This is a genomic window from Streptomyces sp. NBC_00887, from assembly GCF_045207585.1.
Genome location: NZ_CP108788.1, coordinates 2,398,595 through 2,414,342, shown reverse-complemented (window position 1 = coordinate 2,414,342; position 15,748 = coordinate 2,398,595). Strand labels below are relative to the sequence as shown.

The 15,748-nt window shown below is 69.2% G+C and carries 15 protein-coding genes and 1 pseudogene; 13 read left to right on the top strand and 3 right to left on the bottom strand.

The features are described from left to right. The first annotated feature begins 29 nt into the window (after positions 1-29). The 6 genes from OG844_RS10935 (at position 30) to OG844_RS10910 (ending at position 6,438) form a co-directional block, all read left to right on the top strand. Positions 30-1,202 (top strand): lipid II:glycine glycyltransferase FemX, encoded by a 1,173-nt coding sequence (locus tag OG844_RS10935; protein ID WP_406389694.1) that lies wholly within the window; start codon positions 30-32, stop codon positions 1,200-1,202. Next, entirely contained in the window at positions 1,199-2,854 is a 1,656-nt protein-coding gene (murJ, locus tag OG844_RS10930; RefSeq protein WP_406389693.1) for a murein biosynthesis integral membrane protein MurJ, read from the top strand. Before OG844_RS10935 ends, murJ begins: the two co-directional genes overlap by 4 nt. Before the next feature lie 79 nt (positions 2,855-2,933). After that, positions 2,934-3,617: a response regulator gene (locus tag OG844_RS10925; RefSeq protein WP_384612560.1), complete on the top strand. Its 684-nt coding sequence runs from the start codon at positions 2,934-2,936 to the stop codon at positions 3,615-3,617. Beyond that, a complete protein-coding gene (locus tag OG844_RS10920; protein ID WP_406389692.1) occupies positions 3,614-5,134 on the top strand; it encodes an ATP-binding protein in 1,521 nt (506 codons plus the stop codon). Before OG844_RS10925 ends, OG844_RS10920 begins: the two co-directional genes overlap by 4 nt. 91 nt (positions 5,135-5,225) lie before the next feature. Continuing rightward, positions 5,226-5,795, top strand: coding sequence for a hypothetical protein (locus OG844_RS10915; RefSeq protein ID WP_406389691.1), 570 nt, complete (start codon positions 5,226-5,228; stop codon positions 5,793-5,795). 109 nt (positions 5,796-5,904) lie between these two features. Further along, entirely contained in the window at positions 5,905-6,438 is a 534-nt protein-coding gene (locus tag OG844_RS10910; protein ID WP_406389690.1) for a GNAT family N-acetyltransferase, read from the top strand. Between the two features lie 218 nt (positions 6,439-6,656). Here OG844_RS10910 and OG844_RS10905 read toward each other — a convergent pair whose 3' ends face one another. Next, entirely contained in the window at positions 6,657-7,256 is a 600-nt protein-coding gene (locus tag OG844_RS10905) for a GNAT family N-acetyltransferase (RefSeq protein WP_406389689.1), read from the bottom strand. 339 nt (positions 7,257-7,595) lie between these two features. Beyond that, positions 7,596-8,426, bottom strand: coding sequence for an ammonia-dependent NAD(+) synthetase (gene nadE / locus OG844_RS10900; protein ID WP_406389688.1), 831 nt, complete (start codon positions 8,424-8,426; stop codon positions 7,596-7,598). A gap of 296 nt (positions 8,427-8,722) precedes the next feature. Between nadE and OG844_RS10895 the strand changes: the two genes are divergently transcribed. Beyond that, positions 8,723-9,259, top strand: coding sequence for a hypothetical protein (locus OG844_RS10895; RefSeq protein ID WP_406389687.1), 537 nt, complete (start codon positions 8,723-8,725; stop codon positions 9,257-9,259). A 111-nt stretch (positions 9,260-9,370) separates the two neighbouring features. Here OG844_RS10895 and OG844_RS10890 read toward each other — a convergent pair whose 3' ends face one another. Further along, positions 9,371-9,655 (bottom strand): hypothetical protein, encoded by a 285-nt coding sequence (locus OG844_RS10890; RefSeq protein WP_406389686.1) that lies wholly within the window; start codon positions 9,653-9,655, stop codon positions 9,371-9,373. 586 nt (positions 9,656-10,241) lie between these two features. On the opposite strand from OG844_RS10890, the gene OG844_RS10885 reads away from it, so the two are divergent. From OG844_RS10885 to OG844_RS10860, 6 genes and pseudogenes are all read left to right on the top strand, one after another. After that, the gene (locus OG844_RS10885) at positions 10,242-12,263 is read left to right on the top strand and encodes a trypsin-like serine peptidase (protein ID WP_406389685.1); all 2,022 of its coding nucleotides are present in this window, start codon (positions 10,242-10,244) and stop codon (positions 12,261-12,263) included. A 622-nt stretch (positions 12,264-12,885) separates the two neighbouring features. Then, complete coding sequence (locus OG844_RS10880) at positions 12,886-13,650, top strand: N-acetylmuramoyl-L-alanine amidase (RefSeq protein ID WP_406389684.1); 765 nt, start codon at positions 12,886-12,888, stop codon at positions 13,648-13,650. Then, positions 13,647-13,787 (top strand): hypothetical protein, encoded by a 141-nt coding sequence (locus OG844_RS10875; protein ID WP_406389683.1) that lies wholly within the window; start codon positions 13,647-13,649, stop codon positions 13,785-13,787. The genes OG844_RS10880 and OG844_RS10875 overlap by 4 nt, the downstream gene beginning before the upstream one ends. Before the next feature lie 307 nt (positions 13,788-14,094). Further along, complete coding sequence (locus OG844_RS10870) at positions 14,095-14,595, top strand: hypothetical protein (RefSeq protein WP_406389682.1); 501 nt, start codon at positions 14,095-14,097, stop codon at positions 14,593-14,595. A 153-nt stretch (positions 14,596-14,748) separates the two neighbouring features. After that, positions 14,749-14,966: pseudogene (locus tag OG844_RS10865) on the top strand (transposase family protein); the annotation flags it as partial. 308 nt (positions 14,967-15,274) lie between these two features. Then, positions 15,275-15,742, top strand: a complete 468-nt coding sequence (locus tag OG844_RS10860; RefSeq protein WP_406389681.1) for a transposase family protein — start codon at positions 15,275-15,277, stop codon at positions 15,740-15,742. Positions 15,743-15,748 lie beyond the last annotated feature (6 nt).

Below are 15,748 nucleotides of genomic sequence, written 5' to 3'. Positions count from 1 at the left end.
CTGTGCACTCCCACAGAGAGGCTCACACCGTGTCAGCACTGCTCGTGACGGCTGCCCGCGGCCCGGAAACCCCCTTGGCGCTCATCACCGCCGAGAGGTACCGCTCGTTCCTGCGCTCCGGCGTGGGTTCCGACCTGGGCGCAGGGTTCCTGCAGTGCCCCTCGTGGGCCCAGGTCAAGGACGGCTGGCGTGCCCAGTTGGTGGGCTGGGGGCCGGCCCCGGCGGTCGGCCGACTGACCGGTGTGGCGCTCGTTCTGCTGCGTCAACTCCCCGGAACCCGGAAGTACTTCGCCTACCTTCCGGAGGGACCGGTCGCCGACTGGGCCGACCCGGGCATCGACGGCTGGCTCGACCCGCTGCTGAGACACCTGCGCGCGTCCGGAGTGTTCGCCGTACGGATCGGACCCTCGCCTGCGTACCGGCGCTGGAACGGCGCACGGCTCAAATCGGGCGCCGGGCCCGGCCGCAGGCTCGCCGACGTCCTCGCGAGCGAGGTGGACCCGCTGGGCACGGCCGTCGCGGAACGGCTCCGAGCCCGGGGCTGGAACCGGTGCGGCGGCGAGGACGACGAGGACGCGCAGCCGCGCCACGTCTTCCGGATACCGCTCACCGGACGCACGGCGGACGACCTGTGGGCGGGACTCAACCAGGAGTGGAGGCGCAACGTCCGCAGGGCGCAGAAGTCGGGCGTCGAGGTGGTCGTCGGCAGTGCGGCGGACCTGCCGGAGTTCTACCGGCTGCTGCGCATCACCGAGGAACGCGACGGGTTCCGCCTCGGCCGTTCCCTGGAGTACTACGAGCGTCAGTACGCGGCCCTCAACGCGGAGGAACCGGGCCGCATGCAGCTCTACCTCGCTCGTCACGAAGGCGAGATCCTCGCTGCCCACACCATGATCCGCTTCGGCCGCCGGATCTGGTACCAGACCGGCGCCTCCGCCGACCACCGCCGTGAGGTCCGGCCCTCCAACCTCCTGCAGTGGCGCATGCTGCTGGACGCACAGGCACTCGGCGCCGACGTCTACGACATGCGCGGGGTACCCTCCACCCTCGACCCCGACGACCGTCAATACGGGCTGCTGCGCTGGAAGCTCGGCACCGGGGGTGAGGTCGTCGAAACCCTGGGGGAGTGGGAGAGACCGTTGGACGGCACGGCCAACCACGCGCTGTACCGCGCGTTCCAGACCTATCTGGCGCGACGATGAGTACGACCGCCACAGCCGAGCCGACGGCGAAGCAGCCGTCCGCGCTGCGCAGCGGCGCGATCATGGCGGCCGGGTCGGTCGTCTCACGCGCCACCGGATTCCTGCGGTCCGCGGTCGTCGCCGCCGCGCTCGGCCTCGGGATCGTCGCCGACGGGTACGCGGTGGGCAATTCGGTCCCCACCATCGTCTACATCCTGCTGCTCGGGGGCGCGCTCAACGCGGTCTTCCTGCCGGAGCTGGTCAGGGCGGCGAAGGAACACGCGGACGGGGGTGCGGCCTACACCGACCGGCTGCTCACCCTGTGCGTGCTGGCCCTGCTCCTCCTCACAGGTGCGGCGGTGTGGGCGGCGCCGACCATCGTCGGGTTCTACTCGGACTACCCGCCGGACCAGCACACGATGACGGTCGCGCTGGCCCGCTACTGCCTGCCGCAGATCTTCTTCCTCGGCCTGTTCACGCTGCTCGGGCAGGTACTCAACGCACGCGGCCGCTTCGGCGCCATGATGTGGACGCCGGTCCTCAACAACGTCGTGGTCATCGCCGTGTTCGGCCTGTACCTGGCGACCGGAGCGGGCGGGGAGCTGACACCGGGGGAGCGTTGCCTCCTCGGGTGGGGCACCACGGCCGGCATCGTCGTCCAGGCGCTCGCCCTGCTGCCGTCGCTACGGGCCACCGGGTTCCGGTTCCGGCCCCGGTTCGACTGGCTGGGCAGCGGCCTGACCCGGCCACTGCGTTCCGCGGGCTGGCTCGTGCTGTTGGTGCTCAGCAACCAGGCCGCGTACTGGGTCACCACCCGGCTCGCCACGTCCGCCGGTGCCCGCGCCGCCGCCGAGCAGATCGAGGGCGCGGGGTTCAGCGCGTACAACAACGCGTACACGCTGTGGATGGTGCCGCACGGCATCGTCACGGTCTCCCTGGTGACGGCGCTGATGCCACGGATGAGCCGATCGGCTGCCGACGGCGACACGGCGGCGGTCCGGCGGGACGCCGGATACGCGTTGCGCACGAGCGGAGCCCTCATAGTGCCCGCAGCGTGCGCTCTGCTCGCCCTGGCACACCCCGCGACGGCGCTGGTCTTCCAGCACGGCAGGACAGGACCGGAGGACATCGCCGTGCTTGCCGGGATCCTGATGGCGTTCGCCCCCGGACTGATCGCCTTCTCCGGCCAGTACGTGCTCTCCCGCTCCTTCTACGCCCTGTCCGACACACGCACCCCGTTCCTGCTGAACCTGATGATCGCGGGTCTCAACGCGGGGCTGTCGTGGACGGCGTACCAACTCCTGCCTGCGCGCTGGGCGGTCACCGGCATGGCAGGCGGCTACTCGCTGGCGCTGTTCGCCGGCTGGGCCCTGACCGCGCTGGTGCTGCACCGCCGCCTGACGCCCGGCAAGGGCCCCGCCGACGGACCGCCCCGGCTGTGGCGCTCCGCCACCGTCGCCGCCCAGGCCGGGATGTTCGCCGCCGCTGTGCCCGCCACCCTCCTCGGCCTCGGCGCCACCCGGCTGTCCGCCCCCGCCGGGCCGGCCGTCGCCGCCGGAGCCGGCGCGCTCACCGTCGCAGCGGTCTTCGTCCTTCTCGCCCGCCCGCTACGTCTCGCCGAAGTCGACTCCCTCGTCACCGGTGCGGTCGCCCGTGTCCGCCGCCGACACTGAGGCCCGCGGAACCGCGCAGCGCGCCGAGAGCGTGAACCCTCCTGACCTATTCACCACGACCCCCAGGGACGCCCCGCACATGCCCCGCGTGCTCTTGATCGAAGACGACCCCTCCGTACGCGAGGGTGTCGAGCTGGGACTGCGCCGCCGCGGCCACGAGGTCCGCACGGCCGCCACGGGGGAGGCCGGACTGGCCGCACTCCGCGAGTTCCGGCCCGACCTGCTCCTGCTGGACCTGATGCTGCCCGGCATGAACGGTGTGCAGGTCTGCCGCCTCGTGCGGGAGGACAGCCAACTGCCCATCATCATGCTCACCGCCCGAGGCGACGACTTCGACGTCGTCATCGGCCTTGAGGCCGGCGCCGACGACTACATCGTCAAGCCGGCGCGCACCGAGGTGATCGAGGCCCGCATCCGCGCCGTGCTGCGCAGGATGGAGACCCCGGGCAGCGGCCGGCCCTCCGTCGAGTTCCACGGAGACCTCGCCGTCGACCGCGCCGGCCTCACCATCGCCAAGTCCGGTGAACGGGTTGCCCTGGCGCCCTCCGAGATGAAACTGCTCCTCCATCTGACGGCCGCGCCGGAGCAGGTGTTCAGCCGACAGCAACTGCTCGAACACGTGTGGGAGCACAGCTACCACGGTGACGCTCGCCTCGTCGACGCCTGCGTCCGCAGGCTGCGCAACAAGATCGAGGACACCCCGGGCAGCCCACGCTACATACAGACCCTGCGGGGCTTCGGCTACCGCTTCGGACCCCTGTGAACGCCGGCCGCACGAGTCGCGTGCGCCGGATCGCCACCTTCGGGTTGCGCACACGCCTCGTCCTCGCGTTCCTGCTCGTGGCCGCCGTCAGCGCGGGGACGACCGCGGCACTCACCTACCGTGAGGCGCGCAGCGCCGTCCTCGTCAGCGCCCAGGACACCGCGGTCGTGTCCTTCCGCGAACAGGTGGAGACACTCGCACCCGAACTCCCCGTCGATCCGGAGATACTGCGCGAGATGCTCTTCGTCCTCGCGAGCAAGGCGAAGCCGCACCCGTGGATCCTCTTCGCCGAGTACGGCTCGCTGCGCGTCTCGTCGAGCACCAGACCCACCTCCTCCGTCATCACCCCCGAGCTGCGCCGCACCACCCTGACGTCGTCGCACGGCAGCTTCGAGAGGGTCGTGAAGGACGGGGTCCCGTACCTCACGATCGGAGTGCCGGTCCTGACGAGGACCGGCGGGGACAGCACCGTGCCGACCGGGCTGGTCCTGTTCGCCGTGATGCAGATGAGCGAGGAGCAGGCCAATGTCGACGCCTTGGTCACCGCCGCGCGCGACGGTGCTGTGCCCGGCCTCGCCATCGCCCTGGTGCCCGCGCTGATCGCCGCGCGGAGTGTGCTGCGCCCGGTCCGCGAGTTGCGCAGGGCAGCCCGCTCCATGGGCAGTGGCCGGCTCGACGCACGGATCAAGGTCTCGGGGAGCGACGAACTCGCAGATCTGGCCCGTACGTTCAACGAGTCGGCGGGGCAGCTCGAGAAGTCGGTCGACGAACTGCAACAGGCGGAGGCCCGTGCCCGTCGGTTCGCGTCCGACGTCTCGCACGAACTGCGCACCCCGCTCGCCGGGATGCTCGCCGTCACCGAGGTGCTCGACGAGGACGCCGACGGCCTCGACCCGGACACGGCGCAGGCCGTCCGACTGATCAGCGCGGAGACCGGCAAACTGGCGGTCCTGGTGGAGGACCTGATGGAGATCTCCCGCTTCGACGCACGCGCGGCCGAACTGAACACCGACGAGGTCGACGCAGCAGAGACCATCGGCAGGACGCTCCTGCACCGGCGTTGGGACGGCCGCGTACGCACGGACCTGCCGGACGGGATCAGGGCCCGTCTCGATCCACGCCGGTTCGACGTCGTCGTCGCCAATCTCGTCGGCAACGCGCTGCGGCACGGCTCGGAGCCGGTGACGGTCCGACTGAGGACACGGACGGCCGCCGACGGGGAGAGCACGCTGATCCTCGAGGTCGCCGACAGCGGGCCCGGCATACGGCCGGAGGTACTGCCCCACATCTTCGACCGGTTCTACAAGGCGGACGCGGCCCGTACCCGGTCGGCGGGCAGCGGTCTCGGCCTGGCGATCACCCAGGAGAACGTCCGGCTGCACGGTGGCACAGTCCGCGCCGGGAACGGACCGGACGGCGGTGCCGTTTTCACGGTCGAGATCCCCCTCGGCGTGTCCACCGGGCACGAGCGAGGCAACGGCATGAACGAACCCCGCAGCGACGAGGCAACGGCATGAGCGGACCTTGCAGAGACGAGGCAGGGCAACGGGCATGGGCGGCGGATCCGTCACGCAACGACACGGAGAGGGCAGTGGGATGAGGGCGCGCATGCGCACGGCGGCATTGCTCGCGGCCTGGCTCCCGCTCGCAGCCTGCGGCATCCAGGAGACGGACGTCATCGCCGCCGGGGGCGCCGCGACCATCGACGTACTCCCCGCCCGTCAGGTCCGGATGCTCCTGTTCTTCTCCCACGGCTCCGGGCTGATACCGATTCCCCGGACAGTCGGCGAGACCGAGGTCCCCGGGGACGAGCTGGGCCAGGACAGCAATGGGGAGGCCGCCCGTCCTCCCACGGAGAAGACCATTGCCGCACTGCTCGCCGGCCCGAACGAGGCGGAGAAGCGGGCGGGCATGGTCAACGATGCATCACTGCCGGTCCCAGGCACCCTGGCGACGACAGAGGTGACCGAGGACGGGGTGGACGTCGCCTTGAAGGCCCCGCTCGACGGGATCACCCGGCCCGCGGAGCGGCAGCTCGTCTGCACGGTGGCGTTCGCGGAAAGCACCGATGGCGCTGTGACGGTGACGTTGCGGGGCACGGACGGCACGCGCACTCCCGCACGGTGCGACCTCCAGTCCGCACTCGTACCGACCGCGTCCGGGACGGCCCCCCGCTGAGGCAGCGGAACGGGCTGACGGCGGCGTATTCTTGGATCGGTCATGGAGCGCGACGACCGCACGACTCCCGCGCGACCGCCACCGCAGCCGACAAGACAGTGGAACACCCATGAGCTCCACGTTGATTCGCCTGATCGAGCACGCCGACGGCCCCGTACTCGCCGACCTGCACACCCGGGACAAGGAGGCGTATGCGCGCTGGATGCCGACGAGGCCCGCAGAGTTCTACACACCCGACGGGCAGGCCGCGGTCATCGAATCCCTCCTTGCCGCCCACGGCAATGGACTCGCGTGGCCCGGCGTCGTGGTCTGCGACGGGGCCGTCATCGGGCAGGTCAGCATCAGCTCGATCCTGCGCGGCCCGTTCCAGAAGGGGTACCTCGGCTACTGGGTCTCCACTCACCACCAGGGCCTCGGACACACGAGCCGTGCCGTCGGCCTCGCGCTGCGCATCGCCGAGGACGAACTGATCCTGCACCGGCTGGAGGCACACACGCAACTGGAGAACCTCGCGTCCCAGGCGGTCCTCCGCAAGCACGGGTTCAGTTCCTGGGGCATCGCCCATGACCACTTCTACGCCGACGGCGCGTGGCGCGACGAAGTTTTCTGGGAACGAAAACTGACCGGCACACCCGCTTCTTGAGGCGACGACCGCAGTGGGGGTCCTGGTGCTCCCGCTTGTCGCGGTAGTGCTTGAGGACTCCCCGGGTCTTGAGCTCGGCGACGGGGTGCTCGACGCAGATGAGTCCGGACGACTGGTGCCGGCGCGCACGCTGTCAGACGTTGGTCTCGTCCGCAGTGGCGGGACGGCCGGGCTTGGGCGGCGGGGCCACGATCCGCTTCGGGGCGAGCGGCAGCCCTTCAGCCCTCGGGGTCGCGCAGGCCGACGCAGTCAAAGGCCCAAAAGGCCTCTGAGTAGACGAAGGTGCCCGTCATCCACGGCTCGTGTGCGGACAACCGGGCGACCTGAAAAGCTGCTTCAGGAATACGCAGCGACGGCGAACGGAAGCCCATCGTGCCGGCACCCTCGAAGCCGCGCGTGCCGTAGTAGTGCGGCGAACCCTCCAGGAATACCAACGGCACGCCCTGGCTGTCGGCCGCCTCGAGGGCGTGGGCGATGAGCTGCGTACCGATGCCCTGACGCTGGAACTCCGGGACCACGCCCAGCGGTGACAGCGACAGGACGTCCACGATCCGGCGCGGAGCGTCCAACCGCGTCGCGCTCAGCAGGACATGCCCGACGACCCGGTCATCCACGACAGCCACGAAGGACATCGGCGCCAAGGCGGCTTCCGGAACGCGAAGTGCCTTCACGAGCCCGGGAACCCGATCGCCTTCACCGAAGGCGCGCGTATGAACCTCGCGCACATCTCCGTGATCGGCAGGGGTCTCTTCCCGGATCACCAACTCGGCACCACCCGGAGCGATCCGGGAGCCTGCAGGCGCTTCGTGTGACGTCATGGCAGGGAGGGTAGATCGCGGGGCGGCTGAGCGCGAGGCAATTGCACACCGGGTCGTCGGCCCCGCGCCGTTTCGGTCCGAGGCGGCGGACCTCGCCGAGCGGCCGGGCTGACTGATGACGGGCGAATTGCATGATGCGCCGCCCGCTCCGGCTGCGTCCCACATGCATGTGACCACCTGTCGGTCGGAAGGCGGTCACGTGCATGTGGGACGCCACGCCGGGCGAGGTCGGCGCAACCGGCTGGCTACGGTGACCCACGCCCCTACGGCGGCGGGAGAGGGATATGGGCGACAGACCAATGGTCCGACTGCCGGGCGGCGAAGGGCCGGGGCGTCATATCAGGGGGCTACAGGCAGCTGGCGCTTGTGTTCGGTGAGACGGTAACGGCTGGTGATCGTTTCGAAGGCCCGCTCGTCCACCGGCTTGCCTTCGAGGAAGTCGTCGATGTCGTCGTAGGTGACCCCGAGCGCTTCCTCGTCGGCCTTGCCCGGGTCGAGGGTCTCCAGGTCGGCCGTCGGGAGCTTCCACACCAGCTCGGCGGGCGCGCCCAGCGTGTCCGCGACGGCGCGCACCCGGCGCTTGGTCAGGCCGGTCAGCGGGACCAGGTCGGCGGCGCCGTCACCGAACTTGGTGAAGAAGCCGGAGACGGCCTCGGCGGCGTGGTCGGTGCCCACGACCAGCCCGTCATGCGCACCGGCCACCGCGTACTGCGCGATCATGCGCTGCCGGGCCTTGATGTTGCCGTGCACGAAGTCCTGGTGGTGGGCGTCGCGGAAGCTCACGCCGGCGGCCAGCGAGGCCTCGATCGCGGCGTCGCTCGCGGGCTTGATGTCCACGGTCAGCACCTGGTCGGGGCGGATGAAGGAGAGCGCGAGCTGCGCGTCGTGCTCGTCTGCCTGGGTTCCGTAGGGCAGCCGCATCGCGTAGAACCGCGCCTCGTGCCCGGCGGCGCGGGCCCGCTCGACGGCGAGCTGGCACAGACGACCGGTGGTGGTGGAGTCGACGCCGCCGCTGATGCCGAGGACCAGGGAGCGCAGACCGGTCGAGGTCAGCCGCTCGGCGAGGAAGGCTACCCGGCGTTCGATCTCCCGCTCGGCCTCGAAGGTCTCAGCGACCTCTAGTTCCTGGGCGATCTTCTGCTGCAGGGCGATGGACGCCGGCTCGCTCACGTCTGCTCCTTGTTCGGGTTCACGATGTGCTGTCGCGGCACCCTAACGTCAAACTCGGTGCACACGTCTATTGGCCCGCACCCCCATGGACCCGGCGGTCCCGGTCATCCATCGACTCGGAGACGGTCCCCGGCTTCGAACAGCAGACGTCGGCACGCGGACTCCGGGTACTCCGGGAACCGGTCGTCGTTCCCTCCGGAACGGCCCGGGAACCGTCCCCCCGGATTCCGCGTGACCTCTTGACGTGTTGTCGGCGGCGTCGAGGGGACCGAATGAGAGCCCGGACGATGGTGAGCGTGCTGGTATCGACGTGTGTGGCGCTGGTGGCGTGCGCGTGCGGTCCGGATGAGGCGAAGGAGGACACGGGCGCGAAGCCTCATCAGCCGTCCGCGTCCACACGGGCCGATGAACCGTCGGCCACGCCCTCCGTGTCCGCTCGGACCGCGAAGCCGTCGGCCGAGCCTACCGGCGACCAGCCTGTGCCCAGGACGGAGGAGGGCGCGATCCAGCGGTACGAGCAGTACCTCCACGCCCTGGGTCGTGAGGACATCGACACGGTCTGCGAGGTAGCCGGACCTGCGGCGAAGAAGGCACAGGACCAAGGACTCGGCCCGTGCACGTCGACGTACGCCGCCGTGATCCAGATGATCTCGCCCGCGCAGAAGGAGGCCCTCAGAACCGCGACGGTCGACCCGCAGCACATCGTCGTGCGCACGCCCGCCAAGATTGAAATGCCGGTCGAAGCGGTCAGGTCCTCCGCCTCCTTCTCCGAGAACGACCTCGGCAGCTACACCCTGGAGTACCTCAAGAGCAATTGGTACATCACCGACTGAACCCGACGCGTCGTACGCGGAGTCGTCTGACGGACGGCTCCGTGCGCAAGCCATCCGGCGGCCGTCCGGCTGCGCCCCCCGATGACGTCGGTCCGCCGTGTCCCCGGCACGTCAGGGAGAGGTGCCCGGCGACCGCAGGCGGTCGTGGAGGGTCGCGAAGGCCGTGCATGTGAGGGGAAGGGCCAACGCCGCCGTGACTAGGATCCCGACGATGACGGGGGCGAGAATACCGGCGTAGTACGCGGCGAGGCAGTTTCCCGTTGCCTGTTCGAGCAGGGATCGGACGAGGGGGCGCAGCGGCAGGGCGAGCTGCACCACCAGCCGGAGCACCCCGGCGGTCAGCGCGGCCGGAGGCAGCGCAAGGGCGAGGACGCGGACCCCTCCCGCGCGCCTCAACGTCAGCGACCAGGACCGGCGCAGGGCCGCGCGGGGCCGAGACCATCGGCCGCCGCAGCCGGGGCGAGTGCGAGGCGCAGCAGCACGGCGGTGAGCACGGCAACCGCGGGGGAGGCCGCGACGAGTGTGTGGGGCCACGCCCCGCGTTCCAGTTAACGCCATGAACAGTGGGGGCCGCTACGGCGGCTGGCGACGCTGAACGCCTCTGTGTGCCGGGGCGGCGGCCCTTCTGGTCGACGGGCAGGAAGGCCGCCCTGCGGTGAGCTGGGCGGCTTCCTTCCAGGCCGACCAGCAGCGCACCGGGCAGGAGTCGGGGTTCTCGCTGTGAGCCACCGCGACGTCACGGGAGTGAATAGTGGAGTTGATTCCGGCGGGGTGAATCCGGGGACTGACCGAACACCGTGATTGTGTGCACTGGCGGGCCTGCATCCTTCGCCTGACCGGTGTGTGCTCCGGAACCTTCCTCAAGCTTCGGGCGGATCAGGGGACGAGAGCCTTCATCCATCCAACGCGGACTCCTGTTGCGAAGCGGCCCGGGCGGCTGCCTTCTGGAAGGAGGGACACAGACAAGCAGGAGGTTGGATCCATGGTGACGATCGAGAAGGCGCGCGAAGAGATGGCGCGGCAGGCTGCTGCGGCAGCGCAGCGTTATCAGGCAACGAGTGCCGAACGACAGGCTATTGCGGAGCGGATGGAAGCGGGCACCAAGTATCCGGACTCACGGGCGTCGATCGCTGCCCGGGCCGGACGGCTCCTGGACCGAGGCGGAGTGGCGCCCTCGGCCGCCGTCGCGGGAATTCACGCCGAGGCTCTGGAGATGCCCGACGCCTATGAGCGCATCATCGGCGCCTCCAACGACATGCAGGCGTGGAGCTTCCTTCCGCGTGGCACACGGGCGGCAAGCGCTGTTGCCCGGATCACTCTCCGACACAACGGTCGGGAACTCCCGCATGGCACCGGGTTTCTGGTTTCGCCGCGGCTGTTGTTGACAAATCAACACGTCTTCCCCGATGAAGATTTCACGAGACGTTGCTTCCTCGAGTTCAACGCTCAGGTCACCGTGGACAACACCCCGGACACGGCCCTCCGTCTCGAACTCGACCCCGCCACCTTCTTCACGGCGGACGAACATCTTGACTACGCGTTGGTGGCTGTGAATCCCACTGGCGACGGCCACCTCGCCGGTGATGTCTTTGGCTGGCACCGGCTGAGCCGTCAGCTCGGCAAACTGGTCATCGGCGAACCGGTGAACATCATCGGCCATCCGAATGGCCGTCTCAAAGAGATTGCCCTTCGGGACAACGCTCTCCAGATCCGGCTCGAGGACTTCCTCCAGTACAGAACCGACAGCGAACCCGGCAACTCGGGTTCTCCGGTCTTCAACGACCAGTGGGAAGTCGTTGCTCTCCACCACAGCGGTGTGCCGAGGCTGGATCCACAGGGGCGAGTGTTGCGCAAGGACGGCCAAGTCTGGCAGCCCGGGGACGACGACGACACCGTCGAGTACGTGTCGAACGAAGGCGTCCGCATCAGCTCGATCCTCAAGCATCTCGCTGCCACCGCGCTTGATCCCGCGAAACGGGCGCTCCTGGCCGAAATGGGCCCGGAGTCGGGTCTCCAGCAGGGCACCGTCGCCCCGAGCCCGGAGAGGGCAGCACCCCAACGCACGGATAGAGCGGCGGAAACTACCGTGCCTCGTACCGGTCGCCCCGCCCGCGGCCCTGCCTCCGTCGGCGGACGGCACCTGGTCTTTCTGCACGGCAGGAGCCAGCAGAAGCAGGACCCCGAGGTGCTGCGGCGGAACTGGACCGCAGGGCTGAACCACGGGCTCACACGTGCGGGAATCCCTGCGATCGACCCGGCGGATGCCTGGTTTCCGTACTACGGCGACCGGATCATCGAGGCCATCAGGCAGCGAGAGGCCGTCGGGGGCACGTTCGAGAGTGCGCCTCCGGCGGCCGTAGCGGTGGAGGCGTTCGCTGCTGCTTCCACAACAGGGTCGTACGAGCGGCTCCTCGTAGAGGCAGCGGTGGCGGCAGGTATGCCACAGGACGGTCCGGCAGCCATGGAAGGTCTTGGCACTGCGCTGGCCGGACCCGTTCACCGGGCACTGAGCTGGCTCGCGGCCAAGACCGATGTGGACGCATTGACCATCGCTACCGTCTTCAGGGACGTGGACGCGTACCTCGATGACGCCGAGGTCCGCGAGGCGGTACTGGCCCAGGTACTGGAAACGCTGCCTCCATCCGGAGAAGTCGTACTGGTCACCCACAGCCTCGGTACCGTGGTCGGGGTCGATTTGATCGAACGACTTCCGGACGGCCTGAGCGTTCCACTGCTCGTCACCGCCGGCAGCCCGCTGGGCATGGACACCGTGCACAGCCGACTCCTTGTCGGGGGCGCCAAACGACCTGAGCGAGTGAGTAATTGGGTCAATGTCTGGTGCCCGACAGACGCAGTCGCCGTCGGCTGCCCCCTTCACGCCACCTGGGGCAAGCTGACCGACATGGCCGTGGCGAACGCGCGCGACAGGGCACACAGCATTGAGGAGTATCTCGCCCACCCCGGCGTTGCTGCAGAGATCGGTCACGCGCTCGAACCAGCATGAGCGAGCAGAAGCGGCTGACAGTGGGCCCGATGTACATCCCGGGGCGCTTGCCGACCGCTTCGAGCCCCTCCAGGACGCGATGTTCGGCAGCGCCGGCGAACCTGGCGTGGGCGTCGTCGTCTGTGCCTGTCACCTGCATTGTCAGGCGGGCGCCTGACAATGCACATGACCTACGGGACCGCAACCCAGGAGACCCATGGCAACGCGCGTTCTGGCTACGGAGAGCCCGCGTCTGTCGGTGATCTCCTGCGCGCTCCGCAACACGGGCGCCGGGTGGCACCTGATCGACGATGCGGTGCACGCGCCGTCCGGGCGATCCAGCACGCGGACCATCTGCAACTCCTGCACGTCGTGGGTGCTGTCCGAGTGTCGTCGATGCAGGTCACCTATGACGAGTATTACGCTGGGCGCGATGTCCGGTGCGGGGTGTCGGTTGGCCTGGCCCTGTCCCGCGTCTATCTGTACAGCGGCACGTCGACCACTCCCGTCGAGACCCGGCGGTGCTGGTCGTCGGCGGCGAGAATCTGTGCGAGACCGGGCTCCTCGAACTCGACTGACCCACCGCTGAATTGTCGCTGCCCCGAGCCTGTGGCTGGGGCTCTCTGCATGTCTGGAGACGTACATGGCCACACCACTCACCGCGGACAGACTCCTCGCCATCTTCAAGGCCGAGGGCGTGAAGACTGCCGAGTTCTCCGGCTGGCGTACCCGCGAGCGGGACGCCGCGACCGGCAAGCCGTTCGGCCCCGTCCACATGGTGCTCAACCACCACACCGCCGGAACCAACTCGCTCGCGGCCGTTGCCAAGGACGGCGTCGCGGGCCTGCCCGCCCCGCTCGCCCATATCCACCTCGCCAAGTCCGGCCTGGCCACGATGTGCAGCGCGGGCCGCGCGAACCACGCCGACCTGATGGCGAAGAACGCCTACAACTCCTTCCTCAACGAGGAAGCCACCCACCCGGCTCCCTCAAAGGCGTCGGGCACCATCGATGGCAACGACGCCGCCTACGGCATCGAGACCGAGAACCTCGGCAACGGGACCGACGTCTACACGCGGGCACAGTACGACGCCTGGGTGCGTATCAATGCCGCGTTCTGCCGCGAGTACGAGTGGTCGGCCGAGTCTTGCGGCTGCCACAAGGAGACGTCGATCGAAGGAAAGATCGACCCCAAGGGGCCAGTCGAGGGGTACGGCACCCGGGGACGCTTCGACTTCACCGGCCAGCAGTTCCGCGCGGACGTCGCCGAGCGGCTCAAGCACCCGGCCAACTGGTCGCCGACGGCAACGACACCCCCGACGCCCCCGGCACCGAAGCCCCCGACTGTGGAGCAGCAGATCGCCGCCCTCGACAAGCGCCTCACCGCGCTGGAGAAGAGGACCCCATGACCAGCTTCCCCCTGTTCGACACGCAGACTGTCATCTGGGGCGCCAAGACGTATGCCCGCGATCTGGCCAAGCTCGGCGTGGCGACGTTCCTGCAGGGTTCGTCGGCGGTCGCATCCTCACCACCCCGTTCGACGTGAGCATATGGCGGCGGCTGCGGTCGCCGCATTCACTGCGGCCTGGGCGCTCGTCGAGGGAATGGCCGCTCGCCTTGGGGGACGTCACCAGCTGCCGCCGTCGCCCGATCAGTGGCCACTCTGAAAGAGCTCGGTAGGCTGAAAACATCAGCCAGTGGAGCTGCGGCCGGGAAGATCTGCTCGGTTCCGGTCATCACCCAGGTGGTATAGGCCGGCGGGACAGCCAGGTCGTGGGCTGGTGCAATGGCGAGGAGGGAAGGGGACGGCACCGATTCGATCCGGTGGCCTGAGTTCCAGGAAGGACGGCGAAGTGTCTACCAGCAGTGCCCAGGACGTTTCTCGCGAGGCAGGCGAGCTGTTTCGCTCCGGGAGTGAACGCGTCTTCGACGACGTCGCGCAGAGGAGGCTTCGTTATCACCTCCTGCGGCTGACCACTGTCGGTCTTACCGAAACGGATGTGGAGGACTTGCGCGAGCTTGGGCGCCTCGCTTTCGAGGACGTCGATGTCACCGACAAGTCGACGCGGATCAAGCAGCGTGCCGACGCCAGCGCACTCGCGGTGGCGATCGCGGACATCCTTGAGCAGCCGCCGAACAGAGGCTCTCGAGCGCGGGTGATGGTTGGCGCAGTTCTCGGCGCATACGCGGTGGTCGGCGGCACCGCGGCAGCCGGCGGCATGACGCGCCAGGATCGCTCGGCAGCAGCCGTTCTGGGGGCAGTTGGTGGTGCGCTTGCAGCATCAACCATTCCCACTGTCCTCGATAGGATTGACCACGTGGGCTTGTCGGAATACCTCAGCATGCAGGACTGACATGGTGTCCCGTTGAGTTGCCACGCTCGCCACCGACGCTCAGTGAGCTCTTTCAGCTTGCCACTGATCGGGTGACGGCGGCAGGGTACGCAACGCGCGAGGCCCTATCGAGCCGCGCTCGACCTGCCTCACGCCCTGGTCGAGCGCACCACCATGCTCATAGTCACCCGTGAGGGTGAATCGCTGCAAACTCCCGCCGCACCAGCGCGCGCCGGTCGCCCTGGTGTACCTGTGCAAGCACGACACCCTCACGCAGATCGCCGCTGGCTACGGTATCTCGGTGGGTACCGCCCACGCCTGCACCACCGCACACACTCGGCCTGCTTGCCGAGCGTGTGCCCGGCCCGCTCAAGGTCCTGCGGGAGGCAGATCGGCGCTGAGCCAGCGCGTACGCATCCGCTGAACTGCTGCTTCTGAGGCGGGGGTATGCCGTGGCGATACTTGTGATCCCCACGATGTCACAACCGCCGACTACGTCCTTTGCGAGACTGACACCCCAGGACACCCCGCTGAGCCGACCGCGGGACACCACACGCCTGATCGGTTACGGGACAAGCTTTACGGCCTCGTGCACGATGAGCATTCGCGCGCGCCATTCGGTGTAGTCGGGTGGTGTCCGATGTGTGCTCAAGGGGGCCGACTTCGGCAAGATCAAGGCGGTTCGCGCACCCGCCATGCCATGGAAGGGGGGCGGCTGTGTCCCGGCACGGTGCGGTGGGAGGCCGAGGACGCCGCGGACGGCGACGACGTGCCCCAGGACGACGTACCATCGCCGATCCCGCCTGCTTTTGACCAACTCCCGCGAGCCTCCCGGGGCCGTGCCCGTGGAGACCCCGGCCTGCTGGAGCGACTGGCCGAGGTGCCCGACCCTCGCGATCCGCGCGGCGTACGGCACGCTCTGGTCGTCGTGCTCGCGCTGACCGCCTTCGCGGTTCTGGCCGGAGCGCCATCCCTGCTGGCGCTGGGTGAGTGGATCAACGACGCCCCGCCGTCCGTCGTGGAGCGCCCTGGCGTACGGACCGATCCGCTGTCCCCGAAGCGGTGTCTGCCGGCGGAGGCGACGGTGCGGCGGTTGCCGGGCCGCATCGACGGAGACACGTTGAACCGGGCGGTGGGCCACTGGTCGGCGGCCCCGCCGGCCCACTGACGGCCA